Source organism: Methylobacterium sp. 77 (genome assembly GCF_000372825.1).
GTDB lineage: Bacteria > Pseudomonadota > Alphaproteobacteria > Rhizobiales > Beijerinckiaceae > Methylobacterium.
In genome coordinates this window covers 3,777,444-3,791,827 of record NZ_KB910516.1, presented here as the reverse complement: position 1 = coordinate 3,791,827, position 14,384 = coordinate 3,777,444, and the positions used below count along the sequence as shown (strand labels likewise).

The window sequence follows — 14,384 nt, the reverse complement described above, 5'->3', positions numbered from 1 at the left end:
CGGGACGATGGCGTCTCGCCGGACGGTGTCAAGCGCAAGGGAGAACGCGGCGTCGCTTTCGCTCCGGCCTGGGGCCGCCGGAACACAGTCCGGCGCTCAGTAGATCGGGTCCGAGAGGCCCGGAGCGGCGAGGGACAGCGGCTCGCCGGAGAAGCCCGGCGCCGGCTCGTCATAAGCGGGCGCCGCCGCCAGACGGGAGGTCTGGGGGCGCGGTGCGAAGCGGGGCACCGGCGCGGAGGCATAGGCCGAGGGCGCGCGGGGGGACGGGGCGGCAGCGGAGAGGGCGGGGGAGGGCGCGCGGGCGACCTGAGGGTTCGGCCGAGCCGGGCGCTGGTTCGAGGACATCGGCGTCACGCCGTAGGGATCGTCCTCCTCGACGTCGACGGGAGCCTGCGGCGCGGCGGGCTGGCGCTCCACCGGGCGCGGACGCGAGACGGGCCGGGGAACGCCGTCGGCGCCGAGTTGCGGCGTGAACTTGAGCAGCGGCTGACAGATGCGCTTCAGGCCGCGCGGATCGTGCCGGGCGAGATCCACGTGGATGTGGTCGTAGTGGAAGACGTTGGAGCCGGGGGCGAGCACCGTCGAGAAGCGCTGGCACGCCCCGATGAAGACCTCGCGCAGGAAGCCCTGCTCGGCCTCGGTGCCGCGCCATCCGCCCTTGACGGTGATGACGTAGCCGTCGGCGAGCTTGAACGACATGATGTCGACGGCATTGCCGAACGAGTGTTCGGAAAGCTTGGCGCCGGCCTGGTTGTTGCGGCCGCGGCAGGCATAGGAGCCCGCGTTGATCTCGGCGACCGGCTGCCCGAAATACAGGTTGGCGGCGGGCTGGATCGTGTCGGCGAGCCAGGCCTCGGCCTCGGCCAGGGCCGGGCAGGCCAGCGTCATCCGCTGTTTCAGAACCACGGAGCCCTTGCCGAGACGGGTGATCCGGTAGGGCTGCAGCATGCCGCAGACGCCGGGACCGCTGATCTCCTTGACCGGCGTGACGAACTCGGTGGCCTCCACCAGCCGCCGGGCGTTGCAGGCCTGTTCGGTTTGGTCGCGCCAGGGCTCGCGGCTCTCGAACGCACTGCGCCCGCAGCCGGTGAGGCCTGCGCCGATGAGCCCGAGAACGGAAAACGCGAGTACGCTACGCCACATGATCCGGACAATGGGCGGCTTTCCGTAAAGCGTTCGTCAACGATGCAAAGCGATCGGCGCGCCTGTGGACAGGTGTGGACGAATCTCATGGCAAGCCCGACCGCCACGACCGCGGGCGCCGGCTCGACGCTTGAGCGCGCCTCCGGCCCAGGCTATCGCAGCCGCACCATGACCCCGCAGACGGCACCGATGCGTCCCTGGAAACAGGCTGTGGCCCGGGCCTTCGACGGGGCCGAAGGCTACGATGCCGCGGGCGTCATCCAGGCGGTCGTGGCCGAACGGCTGGCGCAGCGCATCATCGGCCGGCCGCTTCCGCAAGCGCCGCGCATTCTCGAGATTGGCTGCGGCACCGGTTTCCTCACCCAGGCCCTTCTCGCTCATGTGACGCCGAGCCTCATGATCGCCTCGGACCTCGCGCCCGCCATGGTGCAGCGGGCTCGCGAGCGGCTGAGGGGGCGAGGCGGATCGAGGTTTCTCGTCATGGACGGCGAGCGCCCCTGCCTGTCGCCGGGCTTCGACCTGATCTGTTCCAGCCTCGCGGCACAATGGTTCGAGGATCTCGAAACGGCCCTCGGCCGTCTCGCCGGCCTGCTCGCGCCGGGTGGATTTCTCGCGGTGACGACCCTGGCTTCGGGAACCTTCCGCGAATGGCACGAGGCGCATCATGCCGCCGGCCATCGCCCCGCGACGCCGTCCTATCCGACGGCGGATACCCTCGCCCGCCTCCGGTTCGAGGGCTGTACCAGCAGCCTGTCCCTGGAGCCGGTGGTGGAGCGGCATGCCGATGGCCGGGCATTCCTTCATTCGCTCCGGACCATCGGAGCCGGAACGCCGGCCTCGGCCGGCACCCTGTCGCCCGGCGCGCTGCGGGCGATCATCCGGCGCTTCGAGGAAGGCGGATCGGCCATCACCTACGAGGTCGCCGTGCTGGAGATCCGACGCAATCCGTAACGCAGGAACGGCGGAGCTTTCGCCCCGCCGCTGCCGCCATCGTGTCGCGGAATGGTCGGCCCTAGGAGCCTGGGAACATGCCGGCCGAGCCGAGAATCGTCAGGATCAGACCACCGGCGAAGGCGCCGATCATGGCGTAGGAAAAGCCCTTCAGAACCATATCCGCCGCTCCCGATCCGGGAATCAGCAGCGGTTTCCGCCGGAGGTCTGGCCGTACTGCTGGACCGGGAAGCTCGGCTGGTTGGCGTTGCCTTCGGCGGCCGAGCTCATCGGGCAGCCGAGATAGGCGGGCGAGCGGCGAACCTCATTGAGGGAGCCCGTCTCCGTGACGTCATAGGGCGAGTACGAGGTGTAGCGCGAGGGGCGCTCGAACGCCGCGGCCGAAGAGATCGAAGCAGCGCCAAGGACAAGAGCGGTGGCGACGGCGGCGATACGATTCATCATGGCGTTTTATGAGATCCTTTACAGTGCAGACCAGATGTTTGGTCCGCTTCACTCTGTATGAACCTAATATAGGAAGCTTGTTTCATCCTTGACGTGTCGCGCCGCACGAACCACGCGGGATTAAAGCTCGGAGATGGCCATGGCATCCGAAGAGATAGTCTAATTCGTTGTCATACATCGCCGATTCTATCCGAAGGGGTGGTTGCCCTTTCCGGCGCCGGCTTCAGGACGCGACCGCATACAGCCGAGGCCCCGACGCACCGCTATCTTCGACCGCGGCCGGAATCCAGTTCAGGCCGCTCGCTCCGGATCCGGCGAGGAGATCGCGGAAATCCTCCGAGATGGCGATCGGGAGATCCGCGGCCTTGGCGCGTGCCTCGATCCGGGCGAGGGTGTTCATCGCCGGGCCGAGGACGGTGAATTCCGCGCGATGGCCGTCGTCGAAGACGCCGACGAGAACGTCCCCGGCATGCAGCGCGATGGTCACGCGCAGGGTGGGCAGAGCCTTGTTCGCGAGGCGCCGGTTCAAGGCCGTCAGCCGCAACTGAACGGCCTCGGCACAGGTGAGGGCCGCACGCGCCTGCGCCTGGGGCGGCCCCACGAGGAACTGCGCCAGCACCCCGTCGCCGATATATTTGTCGATGATGCCGCCGCGTTCGGTCACGGCCCGGTGCGTCAGAGCGCGCATCTCCATCAGCACTTCGAACACCTGCTGGGGCGGCCGGGTCCGCGTCAGCGCGGAGAATCCACGGATATCGAGAGCGAACAGGCAGGCATGCCGCTCCTGGACCTCGCCCGGATCACCGCCTTGCGCCAGATCCTCGGCGACGGCGGCCGGGACGAAGCGCGTGAGCATCAGACGCTCCCGCTCCAGCCGGAACGTCGTCGCCACCGCCCAGGTCAGCCGCCGCATGCCGTCGAGGACCACGAGGCTGGCGACCAAGAAGGTGAGAAGGCCCGGTACTTCCTCGTCGAGGGTCACGTGAGGCCCGAGATGATGGCTCTCGGGCGACAGATAGACGAACACGATCGCTCCGCCCCATCCCGCGGTCACGAGACCGGCAAACGCGAAAGTGTGCCAGACGCGCATGGTCAGCGCGGTCTGCAGCAGGATCAGGAAGGCCGGAAGCCGGCTGGCCGCGGCGGCCGCCTCCTCGGTATCCGCAGCCCCGAGGAACATGTGCTCGATGAGGACATAGATCGCGACGCTGGCATTCAGCAGGGTCGAACCCCAGCCGAGCCACCCCTGGGCCGGGCCCGCAGGGATGCCCGTGTCGGGCGCCGTTCGCAGGCCGACCAGCATCAGGACGATCGAGGCCACGGCATAGGCCGACAGCACGATCCAGTGCCCCAGGCCGTGGATCGATCCGTCATAGGTCTGCGCGGTGGCGAGCAGGACCAGGACGATGAGCAGGTGCAGGGCGAAGGTCCGGCCACTCGATGCCTGCTGCAAATGCGTGATCGTCGGCGAACGCAGTCCGTCCGCACGGGTCCGATCGCGATCGCCGTTTCTCAACAGACTGTCTCCCCCAGCGCCATCGGACGCCCCTCATGCCGGATGTCGACCATCCGGGCCATCGGTGGAGATTGCTGCATGCCGGATACCGGCCTCATGGGAGAGGGTGCTCGCGCCCGGATCGCCCTAGCCGGCCTCGGACGACGATCCGTCGCCTCTGCGCAGGAGAAACACCCCTTGCGCGCCCATCAGGTTCCAGACCCACCACGGCATCGAGATCCGCATCGGCCGGCCACGCGCATCGAGGGCGGTGGCCTTCTCGATATGCGCGCCCACGGTCCGGCATAGGCCGACGAAGTCGCGGATGGTGCAATGGTGGATGTTCTGGGTCTCGTACCACTCTTCCGGCATCAGTTCGGTCACCGGCATCCGCCCGCGGAAGGCGAGTTCCGAGCGCACCCGCCAATGGCCGAAATTCGGGAACGAGATCACCACCTGCCGCCCGATGCGCAGCAGATGCTCCAGCACGATGCGCGGATTGCGCGTCGCCTGGATGGTCTGGGACAGGACCACCACGTCGAAGGCGTCGTCGGGATAATTGGCGAGGTCGGTATCGGCATCACCCTGGATCACCGGAAGTCCACGGGCGAGGCAGGCGTTGACGCCTTCGCGCGAGAGTTCGATGCCGCGCCCATCGACGCCGCGCCGGTCGCGCAGCAATGCCAGGAGCGTCCCGTCACCGCAGCCGATATCGAGGACGCGGGCGCCCGGCGACACGAGGCCGAGCACCACGAGATGGTCGACGCGGGCGCCGTCGCTGTGCGGCAGCGTATCGATCGAGCTCCAGGGTGCCGCAGCCACGCGGCTCACCGACTTCACAGGCCCCTGGCCCTGGCGGCGGCGTCGATGAAACCCTTGGCGGCGTTGAACATGACCGGCTCATCGAGGAGGAAGGCGTCGTGCCCCTTGTCGCTCTCGATCTCGACGAAGGCGACCGGCGCCGAGGCCGCGTTCAGGGCGTGCACGATGGCGCGGGAATCGGCGGTGGGGAACAGCCAGTCGGAGGTGAACGACATCACGCAGAACCGCGTCCCGGTGTTGCGGAAGGCATTGGCGAGCACGCCGCCATGGTCGGCGGCGAGGTCGAAATAATCCATGGCGCGGGTGAGGTAGAGATAGGCGTTGGCGTCGAACCGCTCGACGAAGCTCAGGCCCTGGTGCCGCAGGTAGCTCTCGATCTGGAAATCGGCGTTGAACGAGAAGGTCGGCGCCGAGCCGCCCTGGAAGCGGCGGCCGAACTTGCGATGCAGAGCCGGCTCGGAAAGGTAGGTGATGTGCGCGCCCATCCGCGCCACGCCGAGGCCCTTGGCGGGCCGCGTGCCGGCCTCGAGATAGCGTCCCTCCGCCCAGGCCGGATCGGCCATGATCGCCTGGCGGCCGACCTCGTGGAAGGCGATGTTCTGGGCCGAGTGCCGGGCTCCCGTGGCGATCGGGAGAGCGGCGAAGACCCGTTCCGGATAGAGCGCCGCCCATTGCAGCACCTGCATGCCGCCCATCGACCCGCCGACGCAGAGGAACAGGTCGCGGATGCCGAGCCGGTCGAGGAGCATGGCCTGCCCCCGGACCATGTCGCGGATCGTCACCAGCGGGAAGTCGAGGCCGTAGGGTCGACCGGTGGCGGGATTCCCGGAGGCCGGACCCGTGGAGCCCATGCAGGAACCGATCACGTTCGAACAGATGACGAAATAACGATCGGTGTCGACGGGCTTGCCCGGTCCCACCAGCGTCTCCCACCAGCCGCGCTTGCCCGTCACCGGATGGGTGTGGGCGAAATGCTGATCGCCGGTGAGAGCATGACAGATCAGCACCGCATTGGACCGCTCGGCATTGAGGGTGCCGGCGGTCTGGTAGGCGATCTGGAACGGCGCGAGGTCGACGCCGGCATCCATCCTGAGAGGCTCGTCGGGGCCGAACGCGGCCACCGGGCTTCGCGGGTCGAGGGAGGGCGGCGCATCCATCGGAATGCCATCCGGACGGAGGTCTCCGTCGTCGGGTTTTGCGAGACTATCGAGCGACATGGTCATCAGGCGTCTTCGCGCGTCATTCGCCGATTCGCTTTCGCGGTGATGCGAAGGAGCAGCCGATTGCCGCCCTGTCGTCGCGTCGCGAAGGTCCATCCCCATCGATGCCCGAGGAAACCGGACACCCGTTGGGCGTAATGTGCGCATGCACGGGCGTCAACGAAAGGGGGGGCTTTGGAAAGGAGGCGCGTGCGCGAAGGATGCAAGACCGGCACTGGCCCTCGGCCCCTGGGAAACGTAGACACGAAACGCCGTTCCCTCCATGCGGGAACGGCCATCCTCACACCCGCCGCCGGACTCGACAGCCCGCATGCGCTTCACCACGAGACCCGCACCGCCCCTCGACAACCTCGCCGAGTTGCGCGCCGAGATCGACCGGATCGACGCGGAGATGCACGCCCTGCTGATCCAGCGCGGCTCGATCATCGATCGGCTGATCGCGGTCAAGCGAACCTCCGCCAGCGGATCGGCCTTCAGGCCGGGCCGCGAGGCCGCGATGATGCGCCGCGTCGCCGAGCGCCATCGCGGACTCCTGCCCCTCGACACCGTGGAGGGGATCTGGCGCGTCATCATCGCCACCTTCACCTGGGTCCAGGCGCCGTTCAGCGTCCATGCCGATATTTCCGACGGCGATGCTCCGATGCGCGACTCGGCGCGGTTCCATTTCGGCTTCACGGTGCCCTACCGGCCGCATCCCACCTGTGCGGCGGTGATCGAGGCGGTGGCCGCCTCGCGCGGCGATCTCGGCATCTTCCGGCTCGACCCCGACGGCTCTGCGCCTCCGAGTCAGGAAGCGCCGTGGTGGGAGGGTCTCACCGGCGAGGGTCGGCCCAAAGTGATCGCGCGCCTGCCCTTCATCGAGCGCCCGACCCATCCCGCCGGCACGCCAGTCTTCGTCGTCGCCAATCCCCTCGACGACCCGGCCGCGGCCCAGCGCGACTGGGTGCTCCACGCGGCCCGGCTCGAGACCTGGTCGCCGGAAGCCGCCCGTGCCTTGCAGGGCCTCTACGGCGAGATCGTCGCGCGCGCAGCGACGGCGGATGGGCACCGACTTCTCCTGGCGGTTCCGGGCGGCGTCGGTGGCCGCCAGTTGCGGGAGACTTTGGAACGGGCCGGCGCCAGGGTCGGTAGCCTCGACGAGATCGGCAGCCACGCCGCCCGGTTCCGGGTATGACGCGGGCGGGCGGGACGGCCGGTTCCCTCGTCAAGGCCGGCAAGCTGGGTTAGAGGGGCAGCCTGAACTCCACAGCCGGCCCACGCTCATGTCCTCCGCTCCTTCCGCGTCCCGTCCCGTTCCCCGTCCGGGGGTTCTCGCCATCGAGGCTTATGTGCCCGGCAAGAGCGGCGCTCCCGGCGCGGTGAAGGTCCATAAGCTCTCCTCCAACGAGACGCCGCTCGGCCCGAGCCCGCTGGCCATCGAGGCCATGCGCGAGGAGGCGTTCCGCCTCGCTCTCTATCCGGACGGCAATTCCACGCGCCTGCGCGAAGCCATCGCCTTCCGCTACGGGCTCGACCCAGCCCGCATCGTCTGCGGTGCCGGGTCGGACGAACTCCTGTCCTTCCTCGCCTACGCCTATCTCGGGCAGGGCGACGAGGGGATCTTCACCGAGCACGGTTTCCTGGTCTACCGGATCGCCATCCTGGCCGCCGGCGGCACGCCCGTCGTCGTCCCCGAGCGCGACCTTCGCGCCGATGTCGACGCCATCCTCGCCGCCGTCACGCCGCGCACGAAGATCGTCTACCTCGCCAACCCGAACAACCCGACGGGCACCTACCTGCCCTTCGCCGAGATCCGGCGCCTGCATGCGGGCCTGCCTCCGCACGTGCTCCTCGTCCTCGACGGAGCCTATGCCGAGTATGTGCGAACCAACGATTACAGCGCCGGGCTCGAACTCGTCCTCGAATCCGAGAACGTGGTGATGACGCGCACCTTCTCGAAGATCCACGGCCTCGCCGCACTCCGCATCGGCTGGATGGTCGGTCCGCCGGAGGTGGTCGATGCGGTCAACCGCATCCGTGGGCCGTTCAACCTGTCGGGCAGTGCCATCGCGGCCGGTGCCGCCGCCATCGCCGACGAGGCGCATGTGGCGGCCGCGATCGCCCATAACGAGACCTGGCTCGCCTGGACGAGCGAGGTCGTGTCTTCGCTCGGGCTGACGGTGACACCGAGTGTGGCGAACTTCATCCTCGTCCACTTTCCCGACGAGCCGGGCCGTAACGCGGAGCAAGCCGATGCCTATCTCGCCGCGCGCGGCGTGATCGTGCGGCGGGTGACGTCCTACGGGTTACCGCACGCGCTGCGCGTCACCATCGGCAGCGAGGAGGCGAATCAGGCCTTCGTCACGGCGCTCACCGCCTTCGTGAAGGACGGCATCCGTGCCTGAGGCGAGCCCAATCTGCGAGCGCCTCGCCATCGTCGGCCTCGGGTTGATCGGGTCCTCGATCGCCCGCGGCGCGCGCCAATACGGTCTGGCACGGAGCATCGTGGCCATCGACCGCGACCCCAGCGTGATCGAACGCGTGCGCGCGCTCGGTCTCGCCGACGAGGCGACGAGCGAGGCCTCCGGCGTCCTTGGCGCCGATCTCGTGATCCTGTGCGTGCCGGTGGGCGCGGTGGGAGCGGTCGCCGAAACGATGGCGCCGCATCTGGAATCCGGCGCCATCGTCTCCGATGTCGGCTCGGTGAAGGCCTCGGTGGTCGCTGCCGTCTCCCCCCATCTGCCGGAGGGCGTCCATTTCGTGCCGGCCCATCCCGTGGCGGGCACCGAGTATTCCGGTCCCGATGCCGGATTCTCGACCCTGTTCTCGGGCCGCTGGTGCATCCTCACCCCGCCCGAGGGAACCGACGAGACCGCCACCGCGCGGGTTCAGGCCTTCTGGGAAGGGCTCGGCGCCATCGTCGAGAGCATGACTCCGGAGCATCACGACCTCGTCCTGGCCATCACCAGCCACGTGCCGCACCTCATCGCCTACAACATCGTCGGCACGGCCGCCGACCTGGAAGCGGTGACGCAATCGGAGGTCATCAAGTTCTCCGCCGGCGGCTTTCGCGACTTCACCCGCATCGCCGCCTCCGATCCGACCATGTGGCGGGACGTGTTCCTGACCAACAAGGATGCGGTGCTGGAGATGCTCGGCCGCTTCAACGAGGATCTCGCGGCCCTGGCCCGCGCCATTCGCTGGGGCGACGGCGACGCGCTGTTCGACCTGTTCACCCGGACCCGCGCCATCCGCCGGGGCATCGTCGCCCTGGGGCAGGAGACGGCGGAGGCGGATTTCGGACGCAGCCGCACCCCGCCCGAGCAGGCGAAGGACGAACCCGTCTCCGAGCGATAGAGAAGCAGGATTCGCCGGGACGCCCCGTCAGTAGAGCGGCGGCACCTGGACGTTGGGGATCGCGAACGGGCCGAGCATCAGGCGTCCGTCGGTGAGGCGCAGGGGCGGCATCGCCTTGAGGGACGCATCCCCGGAATTCGGCACTGCCGCCGTCTCGGCCTCCTGGCGACGGCTGCCGCCGCCGAGAAGCTTGCCGACCAGTCCTCCGATAAGGGCACCCTTCTCGGCTCCGAAGCGCTGGCCCATGATCTGGCCCACGAGCGCCTCCACCCCGGCGGCCCGCGTGTCGAGCTGCCCGGTCGGGCGATGCGCGTCGTCGAGGCCGATCTTGCCCTGGGCCTGAAGGCGGCGATCGCCCTTCGCCAGCGACAGCAGAGCGATGTCGAGATTGCCGCCAGCCTGCCGCCAGGCTTCGAGCTCGCGTGCCACCTGCCCCGTCCGGAAGATGGCCGCCTGATTCACCGTGGCGTCGAGCGCCGCGTCGAGCGGGGCGGTATTGCCGAGGAGAGGGTCGAGCAGCGGCACGTTCGCCTGCGTCAGGCGAAGGCTCATGTCGACGGCGCCATCCGTGGCGAAACGGGCCGGTGTCGGACGGGCGTGCAATTCGAGGTGCTTCGCGGCGATGTCGATCAGCTGCGGCCCGGCATCCTTCACGGCGACCTTGGGCGCCTCGACTAAGAGAGAGGCGCGCACGAACCCGTCGGAAGCACCGTGGAAGCTCGCTTCCAGCGATGTCCAGCTGGCATCGGCGACGAGGCCGTCCTGTTCCACGTGGAACGGTCCGGCCGCCTGCAGGATACCCTGGCGCGGCTGGTAGACCTGCACGACGGCCGTCAACGGGCCGAGGGTGAAGCGGCTATCCGCCCGCGAGAAGGCCAGGGATGCGCAGCGCAGTTCGATGCGGAAGGGATATCCGGTGATGGAGCGGTCGGCGCAGGTCCAGTTGCGGCCGGCCGAGGCTTCGCGGGCCAGCCAGGCATCCATCTCGGATTCGGCCTTGCCGCGGATCCAGAACCAGCCGGCACTCCAGAGAAGAACGACGCCGAGGAGGAGGATGTAGGGCAGGAACAGGCCGGTGCGCGAAAGCCGTTTCCTGGCCGTCAAATCCGGTGCCTGCGCCATTGTCGACCTGCCTCGATCTCGAAGCCGCGTCGCCATCGACGAGGCCTTCTCGGTGAGGGAGCTTTGGCGGGTCTCAACGCGGCGAAAGCATGGCCGCCGGCGGATTCAGGCGGCGGCGCTGGTGGTCTGGTCCAGCTGCGACAGATGATCGACATGGAGGTCGGCGACGATCTCACCCCGCTCGGCTTCGTCCTCGGCAAGGCGATGGACGTGCATCTCGGTGGCACCACCGTGGCGGGCGCGGGCGATCCAGTTGCGGGTCAGACGCTCTCGCGGGCTGGAACCGGCCGCGGCGACAGCGATGAGTTCACCGATCCCGGCCGAATTCCGACGCACGGCCATGACCACCGCTTCGCCCATATCGTCGAGTTCGAGCTCGGCCAGTTCATGGATGCCGACGACGTAGCGGCGGCCGGAGCGGCCACGCCAGGCGCTCAGCGCCAAGGCAGGAGTTCCACGCAGGCTGGCTGCCGTCCTCAGACGTACTTCGCGCATGGGCGGGTCTCCGGATCAGGGGATTGGCGTCGATCGCCATCGCGTGTCGCGCCTTGCGGCACGAGAACGGGACGTCTTTCGTGTTCGCCATTTGTTCCAGAATAATCTTAACAATTTCGAACCGTCAAGAGTCTCTGTTTCGCTCCGCAGCAGGGGCGCCGGAAGCACTTATCCACAGGCTGTGGATGGATGAGGGTTCAGGCGGTCCGGGTCGGTTCGCCGACGGAGCCGGTCTCCGGCACCCTATGCCCGCGCGCCGCCAGTTCGGCGCGGCCGGAGGCGATGAGGACATCCGAGGCGGATTCGATCCGCTGCTGCATCTCTTCCAGGAAAGCGATGCGGTCGAGGCCGGGGGCGATCGGAGACAGGAATTCGATCACCGTGGTGCCGGGGCGGCGGGTGAGCTGGCGCCGGGGCCAGTAGAGGCCACTATTGAGGGCGATGGGCAGGCAGGGCACGTCCAGGGCGGCGTAGAGATGGGTGATGCCGAGCTTGTAGGCGGGCGGCGCCCCCGGTGCCTTGCGGGTTCCTTCGGGGAAGATGATGAGCTGGCGTCCCTCGCGGATCGCGCGGGCGGCCGCCTCGTTCATGGCTGCCATGGCGCGAGCGCCCTTGGAACGGTCGATGGCGACCATGCCCGAGCGGGACAGAAACCAGCCGAAGAGCGGGATCCAGAGAAGCTCGCGCTTGAGGATGTAGGCGAAGTTCGGGAAGGCGGTGACGAGGGCCAGGGTCTCGAGGGCCGATTGGTGCTTGGCCGCCACGAGGAGGGCACCGGGCGGGCGATGGTGCAGACCCCTGAACTCGACACTGACGCCGCCGACCACGCGCAGGAGCCATAGGCTCACCCGCGCCCAGAACTGGGCCACGCGAAGGGAGGCCTTCTGTGAGACGAGGGCCGGCAATCCACCGACCGCGATGACGGTGGTGGCGAGATAGAAGACGATGTTGAAGGCGATCGAGCGAAGGATGAGCATCGGAAACCCGGACTGATGCCCTTCCTGTAGCGCGGGCGCTTCCGCGGCACCATCCGCCGGGATCGATGAGCCCTAATCGCCCTCCGCCAGGGTTCCGCGCTGCCGCGTGTCGGCGGCCCCGGCCACGAGCCCGTCCACCGCCATCACGGAATTGGCCGAGCCCGAACTCGATCCGACCCGGACCTCGTGGCCCTTCGCCCGCAGCAGCGCCAGGGTGTCCGGCGAGAGCCCGTCCTCGGCGAAGAGCACGTCGGGGCGCCATTGGTGGTGGATGCGCGGAGCGGTGACGGCTTCGGCGAGATTCATGCGGAAATCGATGACGTTCACGATCACCTGCAGCACCGTAGAGATGATGCGGCTGCCGCCCGGGCTTCCGGTGACGAGAACGAGGCGTCCGTCCTTGAGCACGATGGCCGGCGTCATCGAGGAGAGCGGCCGGGCGCCGGGCGCCACCGCATTGGCCGGGCCGCCGACGAGGCCGTAGGCGTTGACGCTGCCGGTCTTGGCGGAAAAATCGTCCATCTCGTTGTTGAGGAGGACGCCGGTCCCCTCCGCCACGAGGCCGAGCCCGTAGGAAAAGTTGAGGGTCGTCGTGGTGGAGACGGCGTTCCCCGCGCGGTCGACCACGGAATAATGGGTGGTGTGGTCGGATTCGTAAGGCAGCGGGTCGCCGGCCTTCACCGCCTCGGCCGGACGGGCGCGGGCAGGGTCGATGGCAGAGCGCAGGGTCTCGGCATAGGCTTTCGCGGTGAGGCCCCGCATGGGCACATTCGAGCGGGACGGGTCGCCGAGCCAGGTGGCGCGGTCGGCATAGGCCGGCTTCATCGCCTCGGCGAGGATGTGGAGGGCCTGGGCGCTGCCGGCACCCATGGAGGCCAGGTCGAACCCTTCGAGGATGTTCAGGATCTCGATGAGGTGGACGCCGCCCGAACTCGGCGGCGGCATCGAGACGATCTCGTAGCCGCGATAGGTGCCCCGGATCGGCTGGCGGATCGCGGGGCGATACGCGGCGAGATCGTTCGCGATCATCACTCCGCCGGCGCTCCTGACCGCGGCGGCGATCCGCTCGGCGATCGGGCCGGTATGGAAGGCATCGGGGCCGCGTTCGGCGATGGACGCGAGGGTCGCCGCGAGATCGGGCTGGACCAGGGTCTCGCCCCGCGCGAGGGGACGGCCATCACGAAAGAACACGGCCCGGCTCGATGGCCAGCGCCCGAGACGGTCGGCGGCGCGGGGAAGAGAATCGGCGAGGCCGCCCTCGACGGGAATCCCGTCCCTGGCCAATGCCCGGGCCGGGGCGACGAGCTCGGAGAGAGTGAAGCGGCCGGACCCGTAGAGGCGGTGCGCTTCGGCCAGTCCGCGCACGGAGCCCGGAACGCCGACGGCCTTGCCGGTGCGAATGGATGCGGCGCGGTCGGGTTGCCCATCGGGTTTGAGGAACATGTCCTCCCTCGCCGCGGCGGGCGCCGTCTCGCGAAAGTCGATCGCCACGGTCTCGCCGGTCGCTGCCAGCCGAACGAGCATGAACCCGCCGCCGCCGAGATTGCCCGCCTGGGGCAAAGTCACCGCGAGGGCGAACCCGACGGCGACGGCGGCATCGACGGCGTTCCCACCCTGTTTCAGGATCGCGACACCGACCCGAGTGGCCAGGGCGTCCTGCGAGGACACCATGCCGTGGGTCCCGAGGACCGGGAGGATGCGCGCGTCGTCGGAAGGGATCGGCAGCGGTTCGGGAACGGGTTGCGCCAGCGACGGTCCGGAAAGGGTCGCCAGAAGCGCGAAGGCGAGGCTGAAACGACGTCCGGTCATGCCATATCCGTCATGCAGGGCTCTCCACGGCTCGTCGCCGATGCTCCAGGGCAGGCAACGCTTCCAGAGGGGTGCGCGTTCAGGCGCCCTCCGGCCGGTCGCGGATGGCGATCCAGCCATAGACCAGCCCGGCAGCCGCGCCGGCCAGGAACAACAGCGCCGTCACCCTGCCCTCGATGGCGAGGTTTCGGGCGGCGAGCGAGCCCGAGGCACCCCGCATCAGCCAGGGCACGAGGGCGGTGGCGAAGCCCGTGCCGAGCGCATAGGCCAGGGCACTGCGCAGGCTCATGGCCTCGCCGATCAGCGCCATGGCGACGGGCGGCAGTACCAGCAGGATGAAGCCGGCCCTGGCGAGCCCGGCCGCGAGGGCGAGGAGCGCATCGGGACCGATCCCCGAGGCGAGATCGGTCATCCCCTGCAGGAAGCCGAACAGACCGAGCCGGGTGAGCGCCTCGCTCGACACCGGATCGAACAGGATGGCGACGACGAGCACCAGGGCCCCGCACGGAATCGCGAGGCACAGGGCGACACTCGCCCAGATCAGGCGGCCGACGAGCCGCATGGCGCGCG

General features: G+C 68.9%; 14 protein-coding genes. 4 read left to right on the top strand and 10 right to left on the bottom strand.

Going from position 1 to position 14,384, the window contains the following annotated elements; all coding sequences use genetic code 11:
- Positions 1-96 precede the first annotated feature (96 nt).
- On the bottom strand, positions 97-1,143 hold the full coding sequence (locus tag A3OK_RS0118030; protein WP_019906290.1) for an extensin family protein: 1,047 nt from the start codon (positions 1,141-1,143) through the stop codon (positions 97-99).
- A gap of 87 nt (positions 1,144-1,230) precedes the next feature.
- Here A3OK_RS0118030 and A3OK_RS0118025 point away from each other — a divergent pair, with 87 nt between their 5' ends.
- Positions 1,231-2,094 carry a methyltransferase domain-containing protein gene (locus tag A3OK_RS0118025; protein WP_019906289.1) on the top strand — a complete coding sequence of 288 codons (864 nt, stop codon included), beginning with the start codon at positions 1,231-1,233 and terminating at the stop codon, positions 2,092-2,094.
- A gap of 183 nt (positions 2,095-2,277) precedes the next feature.
- On the opposite strand, the gene A3OK_RS0118015 is transcribed toward A3OK_RS0118025, so the two are convergent.
- From A3OK_RS0118015 to A3OK_RS0118000, 4 genes are all read right to left on the bottom strand, one after another.
- The gene (locus A3OK_RS0118015) at positions 2,278-2,538 is read right to left on the bottom strand and encodes a hypothetical protein (protein WP_019906287.1); all 261 of its coding nucleotides are present in this window, start codon (positions 2,536-2,538) and stop codon (positions 2,278-2,280) included.
- 223 nt (positions 2,539-2,761) lie between these two features.
- Positions 2,762-4,054, bottom strand: coding sequence for an adenylate/guanylate cyclase domain-containing protein (locus A3OK_RS0118010; RefSeq protein WP_019906286.1), 1,293 nt, complete (start codon positions 4,052-4,054; stop codon positions 2,762-2,764).
- Positions 4,055-4,180: 126 nt separating this feature from the next.
- Positions 4,181-4,855: a methionine biosynthesis protein MetW gene (gene metW, locus A3OK_RS0118005; RefSeq protein ID WP_245259378.1), complete on the bottom strand. Its 675-nt coding sequence runs from the start codon at positions 4,853-4,855 to the stop codon at positions 4,181-4,183.
- Positions 4,856-4,869: 14 nt separating this feature from the next.
- Entirely contained in the window at positions 4,870-6,012 is a 1,143-nt protein-coding gene (locus A3OK_RS0118000) for a homoserine O-acetyltransferase (RefSeq protein WP_026597395.1), read from the bottom strand.
- Between the two features lie 373 nt (positions 6,013-6,385).
- Here A3OK_RS0118000 and A3OK_RS0117995 point away from each other — a divergent pair, with 373 nt between their 5' ends.
- The 3 genes from A3OK_RS0117995 (at position 6,386) to A3OK_RS0117985 (ending at position 9,411) form a co-directional block, all read left to right on the top strand.
- Positions 6,386-7,249 carry a chorismate mutase gene (locus tag A3OK_RS0117995; protein WP_019906283.1) on the top strand — a complete coding sequence of 288 codons (864 nt, stop codon included), beginning with the start codon at positions 6,386-6,388 and terminating at the stop codon, positions 7,247-7,249.
- A gap of 88 nt (positions 7,250-7,337) precedes the next feature.
- On the top strand, positions 7,338-8,459 hold the full coding sequence (locus tag A3OK_RS0117990; protein WP_026597394.1) for a histidinol-phosphate transaminase: 1,122 nt from the start codon (positions 7,338-7,340) through the stop codon (positions 8,457-8,459).
- On the top strand, positions 8,452-9,411 hold the full coding sequence (locus tag A3OK_RS0117985; RefSeq protein WP_019906281.1) for a prephenate/arogenate dehydrogenase family protein: 960 nt from the start codon (positions 8,452-8,454) through the stop codon (positions 9,409-9,411). The genes A3OK_RS0117990 and A3OK_RS0117985 overlap by 8 nt, the downstream gene beginning before the upstream one ends.
- A gap of 27 nt (positions 9,412-9,438) precedes the next feature.
- Here A3OK_RS0117985 and A3OK_RS0117980 read toward each other — a convergent pair whose 3' ends face one another.
- The 5 genes from A3OK_RS0117980 to A3OK_RS0117960 all read right to left on the bottom strand — a co-directional run bounded on the left by A3OK_RS0117980 (position 9,439) and on the right by A3OK_RS0117960 (position 14,376).
- On the bottom strand, positions 9,439-10,533 hold the full coding sequence (locus A3OK_RS0117980) for a DUF2125 domain-containing protein (protein ID WP_019906280.1): 1,095 nt from the start codon (positions 10,531-10,533) through the stop codon (positions 9,439-9,441).
- Positions 10,534-10,638: 105 nt separating this feature from the next.
- Positions 10,639-11,028, bottom strand: coding sequence for a hypothetical protein (locus A3OK_RS23055; RefSeq protein WP_036302375.1), 390 nt, complete (start codon positions 11,026-11,028; stop codon positions 10,639-10,641).
- A gap of 197 nt (positions 11,029-11,225) precedes the next feature.
- A complete protein-coding gene (locus tag A3OK_RS0117970) occupies positions 11,226-12,005 on the bottom strand; it encodes a lysophospholipid acyltransferase family protein (protein ID WP_019906278.1) in 780 nt (259 codons plus the stop codon).
- Between the two features lie 72 nt (positions 12,006-12,077).
- A complete protein-coding gene (ggt, locus tag A3OK_RS0117965) occupies positions 12,078-13,814 on the bottom strand; it encodes a gamma-glutamyltransferase (protein ID WP_019906277.1) in 1,737 nt (578 codons plus the stop codon).
- 79 nt (positions 13,815-13,893) lie between these two features.
- Positions 13,894-14,376: a hypothetical protein gene (locus A3OK_RS0117960; RefSeq protein WP_019906276.1), complete on the bottom strand. Its 483-nt coding sequence runs from the start codon at positions 14,374-14,376 to the stop codon at positions 13,894-13,896.
- Positions 14,377-14,384 lie beyond the last annotated feature (8 nt).

Excerpts from the sequence above, each read along its gene's own strand:
- A3OK_RS0118030 (WP_019906290.1), bottom strand. The coding sequence starts at position 1,143 with ATGTGGCGTAGCGTACTCGCGTTTTCCGTTCTCGGGCTCATCGGCGCA.
- A3OK_RS0118025 (WP_019906289.1), top strand. The coding sequence starts at position 1,231 with ATGGCAAGCCCGACCGCCACGACCGCGGGCGCCGGCTCGACGCTTGAG.
- A3OK_RS0118015 (WP_019906287.1), bottom strand. The coding sequence starts at position 2,538 with ATGATGAATCGTATCGCCGCCGTCGCCACCGCTCTTGTCCTTGGCGCT.
- A3OK_RS0118000 (WP_026597395.1), bottom strand. The coding sequence starts at position 6,012 with ATGGATGCGCCGCCCTCCCTCGACCCGCGAAGCCCGGTGGCCGCGTTC.
- A3OK_RS0117995 (WP_019906283.1), top strand. The coding sequence starts at position 6,386 with ATGCGCTTCACCACGAGACCCGCACCGCCCCTCGACAACCTCGCCGAG.
- A3OK_RS0117990 (WP_026597394.1), top strand. The coding sequence starts at position 7,338 with ATGTCCTCCGCTCCTTCCGCGTCCCGTCCCGTTCCCCGTCCGGGGGTT.
- A3OK_RS0117980 (WP_019906280.1), bottom strand. The coding sequence starts at position 10,533 with ATGGCGCAGGCACCGGATTTGACGGCCAGGAAACGGCTTTCGCGCACC.
- A3OK_RS23055 (WP_036302375.1), bottom strand. The coding sequence starts at position 11,028 with ATGCGCGAAGTACGTCTGAGGACGGCAGCCAGCCTGCGTGGAACTCCT.
- A3OK_RS0117970 (WP_019906278.1), bottom strand. The coding sequence starts at position 12,005 with ATGCTCATCCTTCGCTCGATCGCCTTCAACATCGTCTTCTATCTCGCC.
- ggt (WP_019906277.1), bottom strand. The coding sequence starts at position 13,814 with ATGACCGGACGTCGTTTCAGCCTCGCCTTCGCGCTTCTGGCGACCCTT.
- A3OK_RS0117960 (WP_019906276.1), bottom strand. The coding sequence starts at position 14,376 with ATGCGGCTCGTCGGCCGCCTGATCTGGGCGAGTGTCGCCCTGTGCCTC.